The following is an 18144-nucleotide window of genomic DNA, read 5'->3' as shown; positions in this document are numbered from 1 at the left end:
TACGACTAAGCCTAGGTTGACATGGAGCATAATTGGCTGACCGTCATGCGGAGAAAGCGGCTTTGGGTGGTGCTCATTCTATTGCTGCTGGTTTTCTTGACGGCTGGTTGCGGTTTACGTGCCAGATCCGCCGGCCCTCAAGATGACGGCCGCAGTGAAATAACGACCAACGGCAAGAGGCAGTTAGTCCTGTCCAGTGAACGGAGTCAGGTTTTAATATATTTTGCCACCGTTGATAAAGCATATTTGGTGCCGGTAACCATTGATATCAACCCAACGAAAGAAGTAGCTAAAGTAGCGGTGGAAAAGCTGCTGGCAGGCCCCAATAACGATTTCGTGGCGCCCACCATTCCTGAGGGAACGAAACTGAGGGATATCTATTTTTCCGCCAACAGCGGTACTGTTTACCTGGACCTAACCCAGGATTTCTTGCAATTAAAGGATGAGCAGGAAGTAGAGCTCGCCCTGGCATCCCTCACCTATACTTTGGCGGAACTGCCGGAAGTAAAACGCGTGCAGCTTTCCATTGACGGGGAGCCTATCAAGGAACTCCACGGGGTAACCCTGGATCAACCCCTGCAAAAGGAGCACGGGGTCAACTTGACGGGCAAAAAACAGGAAGGCCAGGACGAGATCCGGGTATTCTTTGGCGATGAAAACGCCATGTTTTTGGTGCCCCTGACTTACGCCATTCCGGCGGGCTTAACGGTACCGGAAAAAGCCCAGGAGGCTTTGGAGTTGTTGGCCCAAGGACCGCCGAAAGACAGCAGCCTTAATCATGTGCTGTGGAGCGGTACCAAGATCCTCAGCCTGGAATGGCAGGAGACGGAAAAATTATTAACCGTGAATTTCAGCCGGGAATTTGTGGGCTATGGAGGAGGCAGCGCCTTTGAGAAGCAGCTGGTCAATTCCCTGGTTTACACCTTAACCAGCCTGCCCGGAGTGCATCAAGTACAAATCTTAATCGAAGGGGAACGATGGGATTATCTTCCCGAGGGTACCGATATTTACAAACCCTTGACCAGGTCCAGTGTAGGGGATAAACTTAATTACAGCCAGCCGAGCTAGGGGAGCTATTAGCAGGACACAGGGGGATGGAACTTCTGTGTCCTTTGAATACATAATTCCCGGCAGGTTAGAGGAGGAATTTTCTGCCACATAGCGAAGAATTTTACTGGAAATTCTGACTATTGACTATTATGGAGGTGTGAATCGTTGGATTACAGCCATGTGCCGGCGGAGGAACTGGCCCGGCGCACAGCCGGGCTGCAAGAGCAGCTGGGCCGGGCAGGGTTAGACGGCGCCTTAATAGTGGAGAACACCAGCCTGTATTATTTCAGCGGGACCGTGCCCAACGGGTGCCTGTACATACCACAGGCAGGGGAACCGTTGCTCCTGGTGCGCAAAGACCTTAACCGGGCCAGGCGCGAGTCGGCGCTGACCCAGGTCCTATCCCTGGACAGTTTGCGCAGTCTCGGGGCTGTCCTTAAGGCCTACGGGCACCGGCCACAACGCCTGGGTATGGAACTGGATGTGCTGCCGGCGAAGGATTATTTCCGCTATCAAAAAATCTTGGGTCCAGAGGTAGCCATCGAAGATGCCAGCCACCTGACCAGGTTGGTCAGGTCGGTCAAATCGGATTATGAAATCGCCCTGGTCAAAAAATCAGGGCTGGTCCACGGGGAAGTATTTGCCGCCATACCGGGTTTGATCCAAGAGGGGATGACGGACTTGGCCTTAGCCGCCAAGTTCGAATACGAAGCGCGGCGGCGGGGCCATTACGGTTTTACCAGGTTCCGGGGGCTCAACATGGAGCTCTTTATTGGACAAGTTCTGGTAGGGCCGGAAGCGGCGGTGCCGACTTGTTATGATACTCCTCTCGGGGGCCAGGGGCTGTCTCCCTTGTACCCCCAGGGCCCGTGCGGGGCCGTGATCACGCCCGGTAAAGTGATCAGCGTCGATTCCATGGGCAATTATACCGGATACATGGTGGATCAGACCAGGATGTATTGCCTCGGCAAACCTCCCAGTGAATTGGCGAAAGCATTTCAAGTGGCCCTGGAGGTACAGCACATGGTGGAAGAAAGAGCTAAGCCGGGGGCAAACGGGGCCGAAATCTATGAAGAAGCCCTGGGTATTGCTGCCCGGGCGGGCCTGGCGGAGCACTTCATGGGGTACGGCAAGCCGGTCACTTTTATCGGGCACGGGGTGGGCCTGGAAGTGAATGAATGGCCGGTAATTGCCAAAGGGGTGGAGGTACCCCTGGCGGAAGGACATGTATTTGCCCTGGAGCCCAAATTTGTCTTTCCCGGAGTGGGAGTGGCCGGCATTGAAAACACCTACCTGGTCACTGCCACGGGCGTGGAGAAATTAACGGTGACGCCTGATGAAATGCAAATTCTGTAAGGGAGGAGATGAGGCGGGCCAAGGATTGACACCTGATTTGACCCATTATATAATTTTATTAATGTGTTAAAGGAGAAAAGGATGCCGGGAAGGCGGTCTTCCTGTCTCGTTTTTCCAACTGCTGATGCGCAGCAGTCTTTAATTCTCCGGGGAGGTGAAGCCCAACCGAAAGAAGTTGCTTTTCTTTCCATGAGGAATTCAAGGGGAAACTTTAAGGAGGGGAAGATATGAAAAAAATTAGTAAATGGCTGGTTATGGTGGTGTTGCTTACTTTTGTGGCCGGCATCGCCATTGGCTGTGGGGGAGGCGGTCAATCCTCTCAACCTGCGCCGTCTTCTGAAGGGTCACAGGGCGATGCTTCCGGCGGCGGTGAACCCATTAAAGTCGGAGTTAACTATGAGCTGTCCGGCGCTGTAGCAACCTACGGCACCCACAGCAAAGACGGGATCTTGCTGGCTATTGAGGAGATTAACGCTGCCGGTGGTGTTTTAGGCGGCAGGATGCTCGAACCCATTGTTTTGGATAATAAATCAGACAACGCGGAATCCCTCAGTGTGGCCACCAGGTTGATCGCGGACGAAGGAGTAGTGGCTCATCTTGGCCCTGCCACTACCGGTAATACCCTGGCTGCCATTCCGGTGGCGACGGAATACAAAGTGCCCCTGTTAACTACATCGGCTACTTCACCGGACGTGACGGTGGACCCGCAAACAGGGCAAACCAGGGATTACATCTTTAGAACCTGCTTTATCGATCCGCCCCAGGCAATTGTGGCGGCAAGCTTTATCTACAATGACCTGGGCCTGAAGAAGGCCGCTGTCTACTACGATAATACCAATGACTACAGTAAAGGTTTGTACAAGGTCTTCAAGGAAGAGTTCACCAAATTGGGTGGTACCGTTGTGGCTGAGGAAGGATATGTTGATACGGACAAGGAATTCCGCCCGACCTTAACCAAGTTCCGGGATGCCGGCGCCGAAGTGGTTTACCTGCCCGGTTATTATCAACAAGCAGCTTTGATCGTCAGCCAGGCGAGAGAGCTGGGCTTAAATGTTCCCTTTGTCGGTGCTGACGGTTGGGATTCCCCGGACCTGGTCAAAATCGCCGGTGCGGAGAACCTGAACAATACCTTCTTTACCAACCACTATTCTTCCCAAGACCAGGATCCCAAAGTACAAAAATTTGTTGAGGCTTACAAAGCCAAATACGGCGATGCGCCCGATTCCTTTGCTGCTCTTGGTTATGATGCTGCCTACCTGTTGGCTGATGCTATCAACCGGGCCGGCTCCGCTGATCCTGAAGCCATCAAGACTGCTCTGGCCAATACCAAGGATTTTGAAGCGGTAACAGGTACCATGAGCTTTGACGAGTTCCACAACCCGGTGAAAGAAATTGCCATCATCGAGATGCTCGATGGCAACCAAGTGCTCAAGACTAAGATTGCTCCCAATTAATGGTAATGGTGTTGGGTGTAGGTTGACGGAGGAAGGGGGGATGTTCCCCCCTCTTCCTGTTTAACTTGTGACCGTGTTAAAGGCAATGTAGGGGTGAAATCATGGATCTCTTTTTCGCACAATTGATTAACGGCATATCCCTGGGAAGCATTTACGCGTTAATTGCCTTGGGCTATACGATGGTTTACGGCATCATCCAGCTTATTAATTTCGCCCACGGGGAAATCATCATGGTGGGTGCCTTTGTAGGTTTTTTTGCCATCGCCGAGTATAACATGAACTTTTTTGCCGCCATGCTTTTGGCGATGCTGGTATCCAGTTTGCTCGGCGTGATTATTGAGAGAATAGCGTACAAACCCCTGCGCAACTCAGGACGGTTGGCAGCTTTGATTACCGCCATCGGCGTATCATTGTTCCTGCAAAACGGCGGTCTATACGTCTTAGGTGCTGATTACCGGTCTTTTCCCCAAGCCTTTCCCAAAAAGACCTTCCAGTTTCTTGACGGCATGATCACCATCACCAGTTACCAAATCCTCATTTTAGTAGTGACGATTATCATGATGCTGGTTTTAAATTTCATCGTGAACAAGACGAAAACCGGTAAGGCCATGCGGGCGGTCTCCTATGACAAGGATGCGGCCCTGCTGATGGGCATTAACGTGGACTCCGTTATTTCCGTGACTTTTGCCATCGGCAGTGCCCTGGCGGCGGTAGCCGGCGTACTCTTAGGACTGTATTATCAAACGGTGCAGCCTTTGATGGGCCTGATGCCCGGCTTGAAAGCGTTTGTGGCGGCCGTGTTAGGGGGCATCGGGGTGATTCCGGGAGCCATGGCCGGTGGATTTTTGCTGGGCATTATCGAAGCACTGGTGAGCGGCTACTGGAGTACCAATTATCGCGATGTGGTGGTATTCTTAATTCTCATCTTTATCCTGATTGTAAAACCTTCCGGTCTTTTTGGCAAAGACACCGGGGAGAAAGTGTAGGTGAGGGCAATGCGGTGGAGAAACAATATAATCGTGATCATATTACTGGCGCTCGTCTACTTCGGAGTCGCTTATGCCCTCAAGCATCGCCTGATCAGTTCCTTCCACCAGGTGAACTTGTACTGGATGGGTATCAATATTATCCTGGCCGTCAGCTTAAACCTCATTGTCGGTTTTACGGGACAACTGGCGTTGGGGCATGCAGGTTTCATGGCGGTTGGGGCTTATGTGTCCGCTGTGCTCACCCTGAAGTTGGGACAGCCTTTTTTGCTGGCTGTGGTGGCCGGATCCCTGGCTTCCGGGCTGGTGGGCATCTTGATCGGTTTGCCGACCTTGCGGCTTAGGGGGGACTACCTGGCCATTGCTACCCTGGGTTTTGGCGAAATTGTCCGGGGACTGCTGGTTAACATAGACTACGTCGGTGGTGCCGCCGGCTTAAACGGCATCCCGAAAATGACGAACTGGACCTGGCTGTTTATTTTTACCGTGGTTACGGTGCTCCTGATTAAAAACTTCATCAACTCCAGCCACGGCAGGGCCTGCATTGCCATTCGCGAAAACGAGATTGCCGCTGATGCCATGGGCATCAACACCACTTTTTACAAAGTGCTGGCTTTCAGTATCGGAGCGTTCTTTGCCGGTTTGGCGGGGGCATTATATGCCCACTATTTCTTCCTGATCCAGCCCCAGACCTTTAGCTTCCTGAAGTCCTTTGATGCTCTGGTCATGGTGGTGCTGGGCGGATTGGGCAGTTTGACGGGCTCCATTATCGCGGCCTCCGGTATTACCATCCTGAACGCCGCCTTGCAAAGCTTCGGCGCCCTGCGGATGGTCATTTATGCCGTGCTGCTGGTCCTGGTGATGATCTTCCGCCCCCAAGGCTTACTGGGCAACAGCGAATTCACCTTTCAAACCTTGTTGAGACGGAAGGGAGGTAGCGGGTACTATGATTACGGTAAACAAACTGACTAAGACCTTTGGTGGATTAACCGCTGTCTCCAACGTGGATATTGAAATCAAGCGCGGTGAACTGGTAGGCTTAATCGGGCCCAACGGGGCGGGGAAAACGACGGTTTTTAACCTGCTGACCGGTATCTACGTACCGACGTCCGGCGACATCAGTTTTGAAGGGCAGAGCATCCTGCGATTAAAACCTTACCAGGTAACGGCGAAGGGTATTGCCCGGACTTTTCAAAACATCCGCCTGTTCAACTCCATGACGGTGTTGGATAATGTGAAACTGGCTTACCACTGGCATGGGAAGTACAGCCTGGCCGGTGCTTTTCTGCGGCTCCCGGATTATTACCGCGGGGAAGCGAAAATGACCCGGGAGGCCATGGAACTTTTAAAAGTCTTTAATCTAGACCATAAAGCCTATGAAATGGCCCAGAACTTGCCCTACGGGGAACAAAGACGGCTGGAGATTGTGCGGGCGCTGGCTGCCAAGCCGAAGCTGCTCCTGCTGGATGAACCGGCGGCGGGGATGAACCCCCTGGAGACCAAGGAATTAATGCACCTGATTGGGGAAATCCGGCAGAAGTTTGACTTGACGATTCTTCTCATCGAACACGATATGTCCCTGGTGATGAGCATCTGTGAACGCATTTATGTATTGGACTATGGGAAAGTTATTGCCGAAGGCACTCCCGATGAGATTAAGCGAAACCCGCGGGTCATTGAAGCTTATCTAGGGAGGGAGGCGTAACATGCTCAAAATAAACAATATCAACGTCTACTACGGCAACATTCATGCCCTGAAAAACGTTTCCCTGGAAGTGGAGCGAGGCGAAATCGTCACCCTCATTGGCGGCAACGGTGCGGGGAAAACTACGACACTGCGGACTATTTCCGGTTTACTCAGGTCTAAAACCGGTGAGATTGTTTTTGAAGATGAAGTGATTTCCAATGTACCGGCGCCCATGATTGTCAAGAAGGGTATCTCCCAAGTGCCGGAAGGAAGACGGATTTTTGCCAATCTGACGGTGCTGGAAAACCTGGAAATGGGTGCTTACCTGCGCAAGGACCGGCAGGAAATCAAGCAAGCCATGGAAATGGTTTTTACCAGGTTTCCCCGTTTGAAAGAGCGGATGTACCAGCGGGCCGGAACCTTAAGCGGCGGGGAGCAGCAGATGCTGGCGATGGGGCGGGCTTTGATGTCGAAGCCCAAGCTTCTCTTGCTGGACGAACCTTCCATGGGTTTAGCCCCTATCCTGGTGCAGGAGATTTTTTCGATCATCTCCGAAATTAACAAAGCAGGAACTACTGTGCTCCTTGTGGAACAAAATGCTCACATGGCACTTTCCATTGCCCATCGTGCATATGTGTTGGAAACGGGGCGGATCGTGTTGAGCGGGTATGCCAAGGATTTGGCGGAAAGCGATGAAGTGAGGAAGGCTTACCTAGGGGGTTAAATGGAAAAGGAGGTTTGAGCAGCATGCTGGTCCGAAATTACATGTCGCCTAACCCGGTCACCGTCACCAAGGAGACGACCATTGCCGATGCTTTGGATTTGATGCGCCGGCATGCCATCCGCCGTTTACCGGTGATGGAGAACGGGAAATTGGTGGGAATTGTGACGGACAGGGACCTGCGGGAGATTTCACCGTCTCCGGCTACATCTTTGAGTATTTTTGAGATCAACTACCTGCTGGCTAAGATGAAGATTGGCGACTTCCTGCCCAAAAAGCAAAAGGTGCACGTGATTGATGCGGATGCCTACATCGAAGAGGCGGCCCTGGTGATGCGGGAGCACAAGGTAGGGGCCTTGCCCGTGGTATCCGGCGGGCAGCTGGTGGGCATTATTACGGAAACCAATATTTTCGACGCTTTCATTGAAATCATGGGTCTGAAAGAAGAAGGATGCCGCATCAGCCTGGAAGCGGAAGACAAGCCCGGGGTTCTGGCGGACATTACCAGGGTCATCGGTGCCCTAGGCGCCAATATTGCTCGGATTGCGGTTTTTCGCAACGGCACTCCCATGGCCAAAATCGTGATTCGCATCCATGCCAGCGACGGCAGCCAAATCGCCGCCAAGCTGAAAGAACACGGCTACCACGTTTTGAGCGTAAACAGTTACGCAGAATTTCAACCTTAAGACGGCTAGGCTCCCTTGTCCACGCAAGGGAGCTTGCTTTTTTCCGCAGATTATGCTCATTCCGTTGTGCTATAATAATTACCGAGCGAGAATGCGGAAGGTAAGGAGAGTGGATCCCCGGATGGATCACCAAAGCTTAAGGCAGCTCCCATCGGTGGATGAGGTGCTGCAGATTATTGAGAAGGATGTACAGGTTCGCATACCTAGGAAAGTACTGGTGGAGCAGGTCAGGGCAGCTATTGGTCATTTGCGGCAGCAGGTGTTGGGAGGAAAAGCTTTGTCTCCGGAAGAACTGAGCCCGGAGCAGGTAGCCTGGAGGGCCGTAAGAGGAGCAGAGGCCTTCTTAAAGCCCCGGCTGCGGCCGGTGATCAATGCCACCGGGGTGGTGCTGCATACCAATTTAGGCCGGGCGGTTTTGAGTGAGGACGCCCGCCAAGCCCTCTGGCAGGTTACCGGGGGCTACAGCAACCTGGAACTGGATTTGACCACGGGGGAGCGGGGTTCCCGGTACAGCCATGTGGTGGAACTCCTCTGTTATCTGACCGGCGCCGAGGGCGCCCTGGTGGTGAATAATAACGCGGCGGCGGTGCTGCTGGCGTTAAACACCCTGGCCCAGGGGAAGGAAGTAATTGTTTCCCGCGGGCAGCTGGTGGAAATCGGCGGTTCCTTCCGGGTGCCGGAAGTGATGGCGGCCAGCGGGGCTCGCCTGGTGGAGGTTGGCACCACCAATAAAACATATCAACGAGATTACCGCCGGGCGATCACGCCTGAAACGGCGCTCCTTTTAAAAGTCCATCCCAGCAACTACCGCATCCGGGGATTCACCCATGAGACCTCCCTGGAGGAACTGGTGGAGCTGGGCCGGGAAACAGGCTTGCCGGTTATGGAGGATCTGGGCAGCGGATTTTTGATCGATTTAGAGCCCTACGGCATTACCGGTGAGCCTACCGTGCAAGAGGAAATCGCCAGGGGTGCAGATGTTGTGACCTTCAGCGGCGATAAGCTCTTAGGCGGTCCCCAGGCGGGCATTATCGTAGGGAAGAAGGAATACATAGATTTAATGGCTAAGAACCAGCTGACCCGGGCCTTGCGGGTGGATAAGCTGACCATGGCGGCCCTGGAGGCTACTCTCAAGGCTTATCTCTGGGAACCGGAGGAAACCATCGGGCGAGTGCCTATTTTAAGCATGCTGACCATGGACGAAACTTATTTAAGGACCAGGGCTCAAAGGGTGAGCCGGCGGCTGCGGGAAGTCCTAGCCGGCAAGGCGGAGGTTTCCTTGGAAAAAGGGGTGTCCCAAGCCGGGGGAGGATCCTTGCCTTTACTGGAATTACCCACAGTCCTGATTACCCTGTTGCCGCACAACGGCAAACTCAGCCTGTGGGCCAGGAACCTCAGGTTAGGGGAGCCGGCGGTCATGGGGCGCCTGGCGGAGGGGAGACTCCTGTTAGATTTGCGGACGGTGCTGGAGAAAGAGGAAGAGATGCTGGTCAAAGCGTTGGCCGCGGCTTTTCCCGATTGAGGTACGCGGAGGTGACAGGCAGTGGATTATGTAATCGTCGGTACGGCGGGACACGTAGACCATGGCAAAACGGTTTTAGTCAAAGCCCTGACGGGTGTGAATACCGACCGGCTGAAGGAAGAACAGGAGCGGGGCATCTCCATTGAGCTGGGCTTTGCTCCCCTCACCTTATCGAACGGGCAGAGGATCGGCCTGGTGGATGTGCCCGGCCATGAGCGCTTCATTAAACAAATGCTGGCCGGGGTAGGGGGCATGGATTTAGTTCTCCTGGTGGTGGCCGCTGATGAGGGGATCATGCCCCAGACGCGGGAGCACTTGGACATCATTGATTTACTGCAAATCCGGCAAGGCATCGTGGTGGTGACGAAAAAGGACCTGGTGGACCAGGACTGGCTGGAACTGGTGGTGGAGGATATCAAGGAGGCGCTGCAGGGAACCGTGTTGGAAGGAGCCCCGATTTATCCGGTGTCCGCCCTCACCGGGGAAGGTATCCCGGCGCTGAAGGAAGGCTTGGAGCGGTTGGTGGCGCAAACGGCGGCCAAGAGCCCCACCGGCAAAGTGCGTTTACCCGTCGACCGGGTGTTTTCCATCACGGGCTTTGGTACCGTAGTGACCGGTACCCTTTGGAGCGGGCAGATCCAGGTGGGAGATGTGCTGGAAATCCAGCCCCAGAATTTGCAGGTCAGGGTGCGGAACCTGGAGGTCCACGGGCAAAAAGTGGACACAGCTAAAGCCGGCCAAAGGGTAGCGGTGAACTTGGCCGGGGTGGAGACCTCTGAGATCTCCCGGGGCAGCACTTTGCTGGCACCGGGGACCTTGTCCGCCTCCTACCGGATCGATATCCAGCTGCACCTATTAAAAAGTGCGCCGGAAATGGAACACCGGCAGCGGGTGCGGGTCCACCTGGGCACGGCGGAAGTCCTGGGCCGGGTGATCCTTTTAGAAGGGAATACTTTAGCCCCGGGGGAGACGGCCTTTGCCCAGCTGCAGCTGGAGGAACCGCTGGTGGCGGATAAACAGGACCGGCTCGTGATCCGGTCCTACTCCCCCATGCGGACCATCGGGGGAGGGCAGGTTATCGATCCCGTGGCGCCGAAACACCGCCGTTTTGACCCGCAGACCTTGGAGCGCCTGGCCACCAGGCTCACCGGTACACCGGAGGAATTGATCCTGGAGGCTTTACAACGGGCACCGGTACCGGTGCCCGGGGCGGATTTGGCCAAAGCCGTTAACCTGGCCCGGGAAGAACTGGCCGGCTACCTGCAGGACCTTAAGCAGGCAGGTCAAGTGATGGAGTTCGGTTGCGACGGTCAAGAGTGGTACTGGCCCGCCGCCGCTGAAGCGGCCGTGTTAGCAGAGGTCGAGAAGCTGCTGGAGCAGTATCACCGGAAATATCCTTTGCGGGGCGGTTTCCCCAAAGAGGAGATCCGGTCCCGCAAGTTTTCCAAGTGGCCGGCAAAGCTGTTTAACGGCTTCATCCAATACTGGGAGGAACAAGGGCACCTGGTAACCGCCGCCGGCGGGGTAAGGCTGCCTGCCTTTGAGCCCACTCCCTCGCCCAAGGAGCGGCAGTGGATGGAGGGCATCCTGGCCCAGTTCCGGCGGCAGCTTTTCCAGCCTCCCGCCTGGGAAGAAGCCCTGCAGGCGGTGCAGTGCCCCAGGGAAGCAGGGGAGGAACTGCTGCATTACCTGCTGGATACCCAGCAGCTGGTGAAAGTGGCGGAAGGGCTCTATTTCCATCGGGAAGCGGTGGAGCGGGCCAAAGAGGTGGCCCGAGACCTCATTAAAACCCACGGCTCCCTGCAATTGGGGAGCATGCGGGATGCTTTGGGCAGCTCCCGGAAGTACGTGCTGGCTTTGCTGGAATACCTGGATCAAATCAAGTTCACCAAGCGGATTGGTGACGTGCGCATCTTATTCTCCGACAAAAGCGAATGAACAAGGGATTAACCCTTGTTCATTTTTTTAATCAGACATGATTTCTTGCCAGGCGGCCTCCCCGGCCGGGCCGGCAAAGAGTGCGGCAGCTTTAGCCTTGATGCCGGTGTAGTCCTGCTCTACGCCCAGCAGCAGGTTCAGGACATGTTGTACTTTTTTCTCCCCGGAAGTCTTGGCGAAATTGAGGACGCAGCCGAGGCAGTAAGCCGCTACCGTAGGGGCGGGATGCCGGGCAAATTCTTGCCGGTGCCGGGTCAGGAGCTCCTCCGCCAGGTCGGGGCGGAAATGGGTCACCTGCCCGCCGCTGCCGCAGCAGGCCCTATGCCTACGGTGGTGGGGCAGTTCCTCGATGATATAGTCCTTAGCAATCAGGGCATGCCTGACCTGGCGGGCGAAAATGCCCGCGTGGCGGTCAGGACAGGAATCATGAATGGCGACAACTTGCCCCCCGCCGCCGGGCAGGTGAGCCGGGTCCAGCCCTTCATAAACGGTAAACAGTTTAATGGAGGTGGCAGACAAGACCTGCCGGAGGAGATAGTAACAGTTCGGGCAGGCGATATACAAGTTCTCCACCTGGAGGCCGGTTAACTTGTGGCGCAAAGCAACGTGCAAACGGTGGGCCCTGTCCGCTAAACCCAGCTGGGCTAAGGGCAACCCGCAGCAATCGGTGAGCAGGGATAAAGAACCCAATTTGGCCTGCAAATGACGGTAAAGGCCATCGATCAAAGGGGGTGCATAGGTGAGCAGCACACAACCGGGGAACAGGGCGTTGGGGCCTACCCTATCGCAAGGCAGGTGATGGTAGCTGATGCCGTGGAACTGCCGGTAGTAACTCATTACCGTGCTCTTCCGGTCGGGAAACAGGTAGCGGTACTCGTTGATGTCAATTTGCCCGGTGCGCACGGCTTCTTGCCGGGCCGCCAGAAACATGGCGTTGGGACTGAGCCCCAAGGGGCAAAGGGCTTCGCACAAACCGCAGAGGGTGCAGGAATAGGCTTCCAGGACTGAAGGCCGGCGCCGGGCAATTTCCCCGGGAGAGCAACCGGTTTCCTGCAAGAAAGGGCATGCCGCCATACACTGCCGGCAGCCGGTACAATCTTCCTGGATTTGCCGGCAAATCCGGTTGAGGTTGTCCGCAGAAATATTCATGGGATCCCTACTTCCTATCGATCCACCTGTTCCCGGGGGTCATGATTGGCATTCGGGGGGGTGCAGACCAGGATGCCGGATTGGTCAATCCAGTTCAGCGTCCGGGTGGCGAGGAACATATCCTTTTGAAACTTGGCGGCATACGCCAGGGACCGGAGCAGGGAAATGGAATGGGCCAGATCCTGGGTGTTATCCACATCGGCCACGGGCATGAGGGCCGCCACCGGGATGTTCCTGGCCTTAGCCTTGGCGATATAGGCATCCAGAGCCGGAATACCGTCCAGGTTGTAGTAAACTCCTTGGGAGTCCATGGGGGTATCGACGGTATAGCCTACCAGGGATACCCCGCATTCTTGACAGGGAGCTTGCACAAAACCGCCTTGGTTGGAAGCGATGCGGAAATGCTCCAACCATTGAAAGGCTTGTGTCAAGTGGCTGACCGGCATGGTAGGCAGGTCCCCGCCGACGGCCACGACAGCATAGTAGCCCAGGGCAAAAAGCTGTTGAAAGGCGTTGTCAAAGTGTTCGTCGAAATTCTTCCCCCGGTCAGTAATAAACAAGTCGGGCTTGATTCCTTCCCGGGCAAACAGGTTAGTCAAGGCTTCCTGATCCGCCGGGGAAGGGGAGCTGATGACCAGGTGGTACTCATCATCACCGGCTTGTTTCAAGGTACGGATCGCCTGACCGGCGATGGTGGCTACGTCCAGCAGCATGGCCTGGTACAGGTCCGCTGCCTCCTCGGGGGTGAAGATGCCGCCTTTTTCCTCCGTGAGCCGGGTTTTCGTCACTCCCGGTTTAGGTGCTTTAGTGAAGATCAGCAGGGCATGTTTAAGCAATAGATAAACACTCCTTTGGTTTGATTTTCTTTTCATGGCAGCCTTCCGGCTGTAAAAAGAAATCCCACCGGCCGGTTGCTCTGAAAGGAGCTGTGGGGGCCAAGGTTGAGGACGGGGGGCTCTTAGCCATGCCGGTGGGATTGAAAAGCAGCCTATTTGTTATCCCAGGCCCTTAGGAAATCTTCGTTGCCGACGGGCAGCCTGGCGTGGTAGAGGCGTTCGCCCGGCAGCCAGGTCCGCTCTTCACCGGCCCGGACCACCAGGAGGCGCATGATGAGACCTCCCAGCAGTGCCAGGACGGCTCCCGGAGCTTCTAAGCCCGCCGGCAGGAGGAAGAGAATTAACGGCGCCAAAGTACCAATCAGGAGAAAACCGTATTTAAAGGTGGCGGCCAGATCCCCCCGGAGCCAGCGCCGGGCGGCGTCTGCTTCCCAGCGGGTACCGCCGGAGCTTTTTGTCCAGAGGTACCCCAGCCAGAACACCAGCTGCAGTGCCAGCAATAGGGCCAGGATCCGGCCAAAGGTGTGAAGCGGCAAGTTTGCTGTCCAGGAAGCCAGCCCGCAGAGCAAGTGGGCGGCAAACCCGGTGACGAAAGAAGACAGGCAGAACAGGCTCATGATGCCTGTCCCCATCCAGAAAGGCCTTGATTTATGCCTGCCGAGCAGGACGCCCGGATAGGTGGCGACAATAAAGCCGGCCATGAGCACAATGGCTGCCAGCACTTTCCGCAATCCCAAGCTGGCGGACCAGGGCAGGCCTGCCAGCCCGAAGGAAGCATACCACAAGCCGGCCGCAATGGCTACCAGCATGTTCCAGGCTCCGAAAGTGAGAATCGCCTTCGGGTTCATAAAGACCCGCCAACCCTGGAAGGGGCGCCCCAATTCGATGAGAAGAAAGCAAGCACCGATGCCGACACAGATGGGACCAAGAAAACTGCCTAAGAGGGAAATACCTGATTGTCGGCCAAAGAGATCAACGACACCGGCAATACAGAGCATAGCACCGCCCATGCCGGCGAAAAAGAAATCAACGGCCAGCATCCAACCCCATGTATCGTGTCTGTAACTCATAGTATCTTAGCCTCCGATCCGTGGATATAAAACACATGCGCCTCGGTGTCCAGTTCAGGCATTAACGGTTCCGCACCTTCTTTGTGGATCAGCTCAAAGACACGGCTGCTTTCATCGGAAAGATCGCCGAAGATCCGGGCTTTCTGGTGGCAGGTGCGGACACAAAAGGGTTCCTTGCCGAGGGCCAACTGCTCCAAGCAGAAATTGCATTTCTGTACCACCCCTTTGCCGGGAACGAATACGCGGGCGCCGTAGGGGCAAGCCATCAGGCAGGCTTTGCACCCGACGCATTTTGCTTCCTCCACGTAGACGATACCGTCTTCCCTTTGCCGGGATGCACCGGTGGGGCAGGCATTCACGCAGGGAGCGTTGGCGCAGTGCATGCATAGAAGAGGCAGGTGCTCCATGTGCACCTTTGGGAAAACCCCTTCCGGTCCCTTGGTGACCACGGGATTATAGATCACATCCACCGGGAGTTCGTTGTGGATTTTGCAGGCAACGGTACAGGAGTGACAGCCGGTACAGCGACGGGTGTCAATGACCATGGCGTAACGAGGCATGTTATTTACCATCCTTTCCATCGGAATCTGTGACTTTGTAAATCCGACATAACAGTCCCCGGTTGGCCCAGCTTCCCCCGATGGGATCGCAGTGTTCGTCGGCATCACTCGTTAAAACGTTCGTGTTGGATTCCAAGCAGCCGCCCAGGACCGGTTCCCGCAGATCCCTTTCCGGGAACCACCAGCCCCGTTGGGTGATGACCACCTTGGGATGGACGGCGGGGGTAACGTTGGCTCTTTGCTTAATCCGGCCCCGTTTCGTTTCGATCCAAATCCAATCCCCGTCTTTAATACCCAGTGCTTGTGCTGTTTCCGGGTTAATATCGGCATAGGGTTCATGCCTGATGTAGCGCAAGTCCGGGCTTTGGAAATGCTCCGAGTGGTGAAAAGGCATAACCCCGTATCCGGTGGTCAGGACCAGCGGGTACTCCCGGGCCAATTCGGGATCGGAGAGCTCGTTTTCCACCGGCGGGATGTATTCAGGGATGGGTGAATAACCCAGTTCTTCCAGCACGGTGGAGTACAGTTCCACCTTACCGGAGGGAGTACCGAAGCCCCGTTCCTGGTAACGGTAGTACTCTCTTTCCGGGAAGTAGAACCGGATATATTCCACGAAGTCATCAAAGGTTTCTACCCCAAAGCCGGCAGCGACTTGGGCAATGCGATGGAAATAAGCGTCTTCCAGGGTCTCCCAAGGCCACATGTTTCCCTGCCCCAGTTTGAGTCCCAAGCCCCGCCAGAAATCGTAATCAGTGCGGCGCTCGTACAAGGGCCGGATGGCTCGTTGGGAGGCGATGAAATAATCGGAGCAACCGTAAGAAGTGGTAATGGTCGGTCTTTCCAGGGCCCCGGCTATGGGCAGCACATAATCGGACAGCATGGCCGTGGGCGTAAGGAAGTAATCACAGGTGACCATAAATTCAACTTTCCGCAAGGCTTCCAGCACTTTCTTACTGTTGCCGTAAGAGTTGACCGGGTTGGTAGCTGACACCAGCAAGGCTTTCACGGGATAGGGCTCACCGGTAATGATGGCATGGAAAACCGTAGGCGGGTGGGCCTCACACATCCATTCCGCCGTGGGCGCTTTGCCCCAGAATTTCTTTGTCATCTCCGCGATGCGGCTGTAGCCCGGCCAGGTGATGAGCTTGAATTTGTCGGCGCCCAATTGCTTGGCCTTTTGTTCCTCCGGTAAATACTCGTTGGCTTCCAGTTCCTCGTCAGTTAAGAAATCCATGGCGGGACCGGTGAGAATGTCCGAGCCGGGGGCGTCCAGGTTGCCGGTCACGGCCCGCAGCAAAGCCCGGGCATGAATGGCGGCCCCGCCGGGCTTGCCCATCTGGTCCAGGGCTACGCCCCATTGGATGTTGCCCGGCTTGTTCATGGCGTAAATATATGCACTTTCACGAATTTGTTCGGGGGTGAGCCAGGTTAAAGGGGCAGCCCATTCCGGGGTAAACTGTTCCACATGTGCCGCCAGTTTATCGAAGCCGGTACACCAGTTCATGACGAAATCCCAATCGCAAAGGCCTTCATGAATAATCACGTTCAGCCAGGCCAGGGCTAAAGCCAGGTCTGAACCGGGCCTGAGGGGCAGCCAGACATCGGCTTTGGCGGCGGTTTCGCTGTAGCGCGGGTCGATGACAATGACCTTCAAGCCTCTCCTTTTGAGATCGCTGATACTCCGCATGAAAGGCAGGGTGGTGGCGCCCGGGTTACAGCCCCACAAGACTAAACAACGGCTTTGAGCCAGGTCGATTTCAAAGGGACACCAGCCGTAAATGGCGGTTTCGATCATGAAGGTAGGGATCCAGCACAAATGGGAATTGTGAAAACAATTCGGACTGCCGAACAGGTTCATGAAGCGCCGGCGGGCCCAGTCGTCGGTCCGCTGGGTGCCGCCGGCGGTGGCCACTGCTTCCGCCCCGTACTGGTCCTTGATGGCTTGCAGTCTTTGGGCGATTTCCTCTAAAGCCTGGTCCCAGGAGATCCGTTCCCACTGGCCGCTGCCCTTGGGTCCCACCCTTTTTAAGGGGTAGTTCACCCGGGCCGGGTGATGGAGATGTTTCAAGGCGCTGTTACCACGGCAGCACAGGCCGCCCTGGTTGGTGGGGTGATCCGGGTCGCCTTCGATGGCGAGGACTTGGCCGTCCTTGACATAGGCCAGCACCCCGCAGTTTTGATGGCAGAAATAGCAACAGGACTTTTTAATCTCCACACCTTCTTGCTGCAGGTCAATTCTCATATTATCAACTGCCTCCAAACTATTTAATCTCCTTGCCAAACTTCCGGCAGGCGAAAAAGCGGGGCTAACACCCCGTAACGGCTGCATTTGCGGGATGAATGCACCATATATAAATGCAATTTCCGTGCCAGCGGCCGCACCGGTGAAAAGCGAGGCCGGCGGGTCTGAGGGTAAGGGGGGTGTATCAAAATTAAAAAAACGTTATCAAAATGGGATTAGCCGGCCCCCAAAGGTATTCCCGGCCGGGAACGGGTATTTTATCTTCATCTTACCGGGGATGTAGTGCTTCAGGTATGGAAAACCGCCGGTGGGGGTTTCCATGTATGCTTGATTCCGGGTGTCTTCCGCCGGGCATACCCATCATAGCCGGGAAGAGGGTGGGGCCGGTGCAGGGGCTTTACGCCCTATGTCCCTGGCGGACCCGGAGCAGGCCGCCATCAGGAACGCTATGGGCAGGCCGGCGGCAACGGGATATTGCAAAAGGGCAAACCAACCCTGTCTAAAAAGTTGAAGTTATATAACATTTATTATTGATGCATGCGGAGCATTGTCCTAAACACTAGTTGAGCTTGTTTACAAAGCATTAGTATATTAAAATAAAACTACAGGCATGATACTGCTCCAGCTAGGCAACCTATACCTGGTCAGGAATTCGCAGCGGAAGTCTTGTGAAGAAGTGCACTACCGGACTTTTCCGGATCTTTTATGCAGGAGGCGATTTTCGTGGATACCTATGGTGTGTCTCCAAATTCGCCGGAAAATGCGAATCAGTCTTTCGTCGTGAATGAACAATTGTTGAGCCAGCGATGGGAGCACATTCTCCGGTGCAAGCGCCAGTTCCTTACTGATAAGAATGTGGATCCGCGCCAATTTCCGGAGATCAGCCG

At 55.2% G+C, this 18144-nt stretch carries 15 protein-coding genes; 10 read left to right on the top strand and 5 right to left on the bottom strand.

Annotation, left to right across the window (positions count from 1 at the left end; all coding sequences use genetic code 11):
• The first annotated feature begins 66 nt into the window (after positions 1–66).
• From GXX34_04480 to selB, 10 genes are all read left to right on the top strand, one after another.
• A complete protein-coding gene (locus GXX34_04480; GenBank protein ID HHW06779.1) occupies positions 67–1068 on the top strand; it encodes a GerMN domain-containing protein in 1002 nt (333 codons plus the stop codon).
• Positions 1069–1215: 147 nt separating this feature from the next.
• Entirely contained in the window at positions 1216–2406 is a 1191-nt protein-coding gene (locus GXX34_04475; GenBank protein HHW06778.1) for an aminopeptidase P family protein, read from the top strand.
• Positions 2407–2633: 227 nt separating this feature from the next.
• Positions 2634–3860 carry an ABC transporter substrate-binding protein gene (locus GXX34_04470; GenBank protein ID HHW06777.1) on the top strand — a complete coding sequence of 409 codons (1227 nt, stop codon included), beginning with the start codon at positions 2634–2636 and terminating at the stop codon, positions 3858–3860.
• 101 nt (positions 3861–3961) lie between these two features.
• On the top strand, positions 3962–4846 hold the full coding sequence (locus GXX34_04465; GenBank protein ID HHW06776.1) for a branched-chain amino acid ABC transporter permease: 885 nt from the start codon (positions 3962–3964) through the stop codon (positions 4844–4846).
• A 9-nt stretch (positions 4847–4855) separates the two neighbouring features.
• Positions 4856–5818: a branched-chain amino acid ABC transporter permease gene (locus GXX34_04460; GenBank protein HHW06775.1), complete on the top strand. Its 963-nt coding sequence runs from the start codon at positions 4856–4858 to the stop codon at positions 5816–5818.
• Positions 5793–6551: an ABC transporter ATP-binding protein gene (locus GXX34_04455; GenBank protein HHW06774.1), complete on the top strand. Its 759-nt coding sequence runs from the start codon at positions 5793–5795 to the stop codon at positions 6549–6551. Before GXX34_04460 ends, GXX34_04455 begins: the two co-directional genes overlap by 26 nt.
• Before the next feature lies 1 nt (position 6552).
• A complete protein-coding gene (locus GXX34_04450; protein HHW06773.1) occupies positions 6553–7257 on the top strand; it encodes an ABC transporter ATP-binding protein in 705 nt (234 codons plus the stop codon).
• A gap of 23 nt (positions 7258–7280) precedes the next feature.
• On the top strand, positions 7281–7940 hold the full coding sequence (locus tag GXX34_04445) for a CBS domain-containing protein (GenBank protein ID HHW06772.1): 660 nt from the start codon (positions 7281–7283) through the stop codon (positions 7938–7940).
• 121 nt (positions 7941–8061) lie between these two features.
• A complete protein-coding gene (locus tag GXX34_04440) occupies positions 8062–9462 on the top strand; it encodes an L-seryl-tRNA(Sec) selenium transferase (GenBank protein HHW06771.1) in 1401 nt (466 codons plus the stop codon).
• Between the two features lie 21 nt (positions 9463–9483).
• Complete coding sequence (selB, locus tag GXX34_04435) at positions 9484–11400, top strand: selenocysteine-specific translation elongation factor (protein ID HHW06770.1); 1917 nt, start codon at positions 9484–9486, stop codon at positions 11398–11400.
• A gap of 27 nt (positions 11401–11427) precedes the next feature.
• On the opposite strand, the gene GXX34_04430 is transcribed toward selB, so the two are convergent.
• The 5 genes from GXX34_04430 to GXX34_04410 form a co-directional block, all read right to left on the bottom strand.
• A complete protein-coding gene (locus tag GXX34_04430) occupies positions 11428–12549 on the bottom strand; it encodes a (Fe-S)-binding protein (protein HHW06769.1) in 1122 nt (373 codons plus the stop codon).
• A 14-nt stretch (positions 12550–12563) separates the two neighbouring features.
• A complete protein-coding gene (locus tag GXX34_04425; protein HHW06768.1) occupies positions 12564–13385 on the bottom strand; it encodes a DUF2064 domain-containing protein in 822 nt (273 codons plus the stop codon).
• A 152-nt stretch (positions 13386–13537) separates the two neighbouring features.
• The gene (gene nrfD / locus GXX34_04420) at positions 13538–14455 is read right to left on the bottom strand and encodes a polysulfide reductase NrfD (protein HHW06767.1); all 918 of its coding nucleotides are present in this window, start codon (positions 14453–14455) and stop codon (positions 13538–13540) included.
• On the bottom strand, positions 14452–15015 hold the full coding sequence (locus GXX34_04415; protein ID HHW06766.1) for a 4Fe-4S dicluster domain-containing protein: 564 nt from the start codon (positions 15013–15015) through the stop codon (positions 14452–14454). Before GXX34_04415 ends, nrfD begins: the two co-directional genes overlap by 4 nt.
• 1 nt (position 15016) lies before the next feature.
• The gene (locus GXX34_04410) at positions 15017–17344 is read right to left on the bottom strand and encodes a molybdopterin-dependent oxidoreductase (GenBank protein ID HHW06765.1); all 2328 of its coding nucleotides are present in this window, start codon (positions 17342–17344) and stop codon (positions 15017–15019) included.
• Between the last annotated feature and the right edge of the window lie 800 nt (positions 17345–18144).

The sequence above is a fragment of the Clostridia bacterium genome (genome assembly GCA_012840125.1).
Classification (GTDB): domain Bacteria; phylum Bacillota; class DULZ01; order DULZ01; family DULZ01; genus DULZ01.
This window is presented reverse-complemented; position numbering and strand designations above follow the sequence as displayed.

Coding starts and splice junctions, on each gene's coding strand:
- GXX34_04415 (HHW06766.1), bottom strand. CDS start 15,015: ATGCCTCGTTACGCCATGGTCATTGACACCCGTCGCTGTACCGGCTGT.
- GXX34_04445 (HHW06772.1), top strand. CDS start 7,281: ATGCTGGTCCGAAATTACATGTCGCCTAACCCGGTCACCGTCACCAAG.
- GXX34_04430 (HHW06769.1), bottom strand. CDS start 12,549: ATGAATATTTCTGCGGACAACCTCAACCGGATTTGCCGGCAAATCCAG.
- GXX34_04470 (HHW06777.1), top strand. CDS start 2,634: ATGAAAAAAATTAGTAAATGGCTGGTTATGGTGGTGTTGCTTACTTTT.
- GXX34_04440 (HHW06771.1), top strand. CDS start 8,062: ATGGATCACCAAAGCTTAAGGCAGCTCCCATCGGTGGATGAGGTGCTG.
- nrfD (HHW06767.1), bottom strand. CDS start 14,455: ATGAGTTACAGACACGATACATGGGGTTGGATGCTGGCCGTTGATTTC.
- GXX34_04450 (HHW06773.1), top strand. CDS start 6,553: ATGCTCAAAATAAACAATATCAACGTCTACTACGGCAACATTCATGCC.
- GXX34_04455 (HHW06774.1), top strand. CDS start 5,793: ATGATTACGGTAAACAAACTGACTAAGACCTTTGGTGGATTAACCGCT.
- GXX34_04465 (HHW06776.1), top strand. CDS start 3,962: ATGGATCTCTTTTTCGCACAATTGATTAACGGCATATCCCTGGGAAGC.
- GXX34_04460 (HHW06775.1), top strand. CDS start 4,856: ATGCGGTGGAGAAACAATATAATCGTGATCATATTACTGGCGCTCGTC.
- GXX34_04410 (HHW06765.1), bottom strand. CDS start 17,344: ATGCAGCCGTTACGGGGTGTTAGCCCCGCTTTTTCGCCTGCCGGAAGT.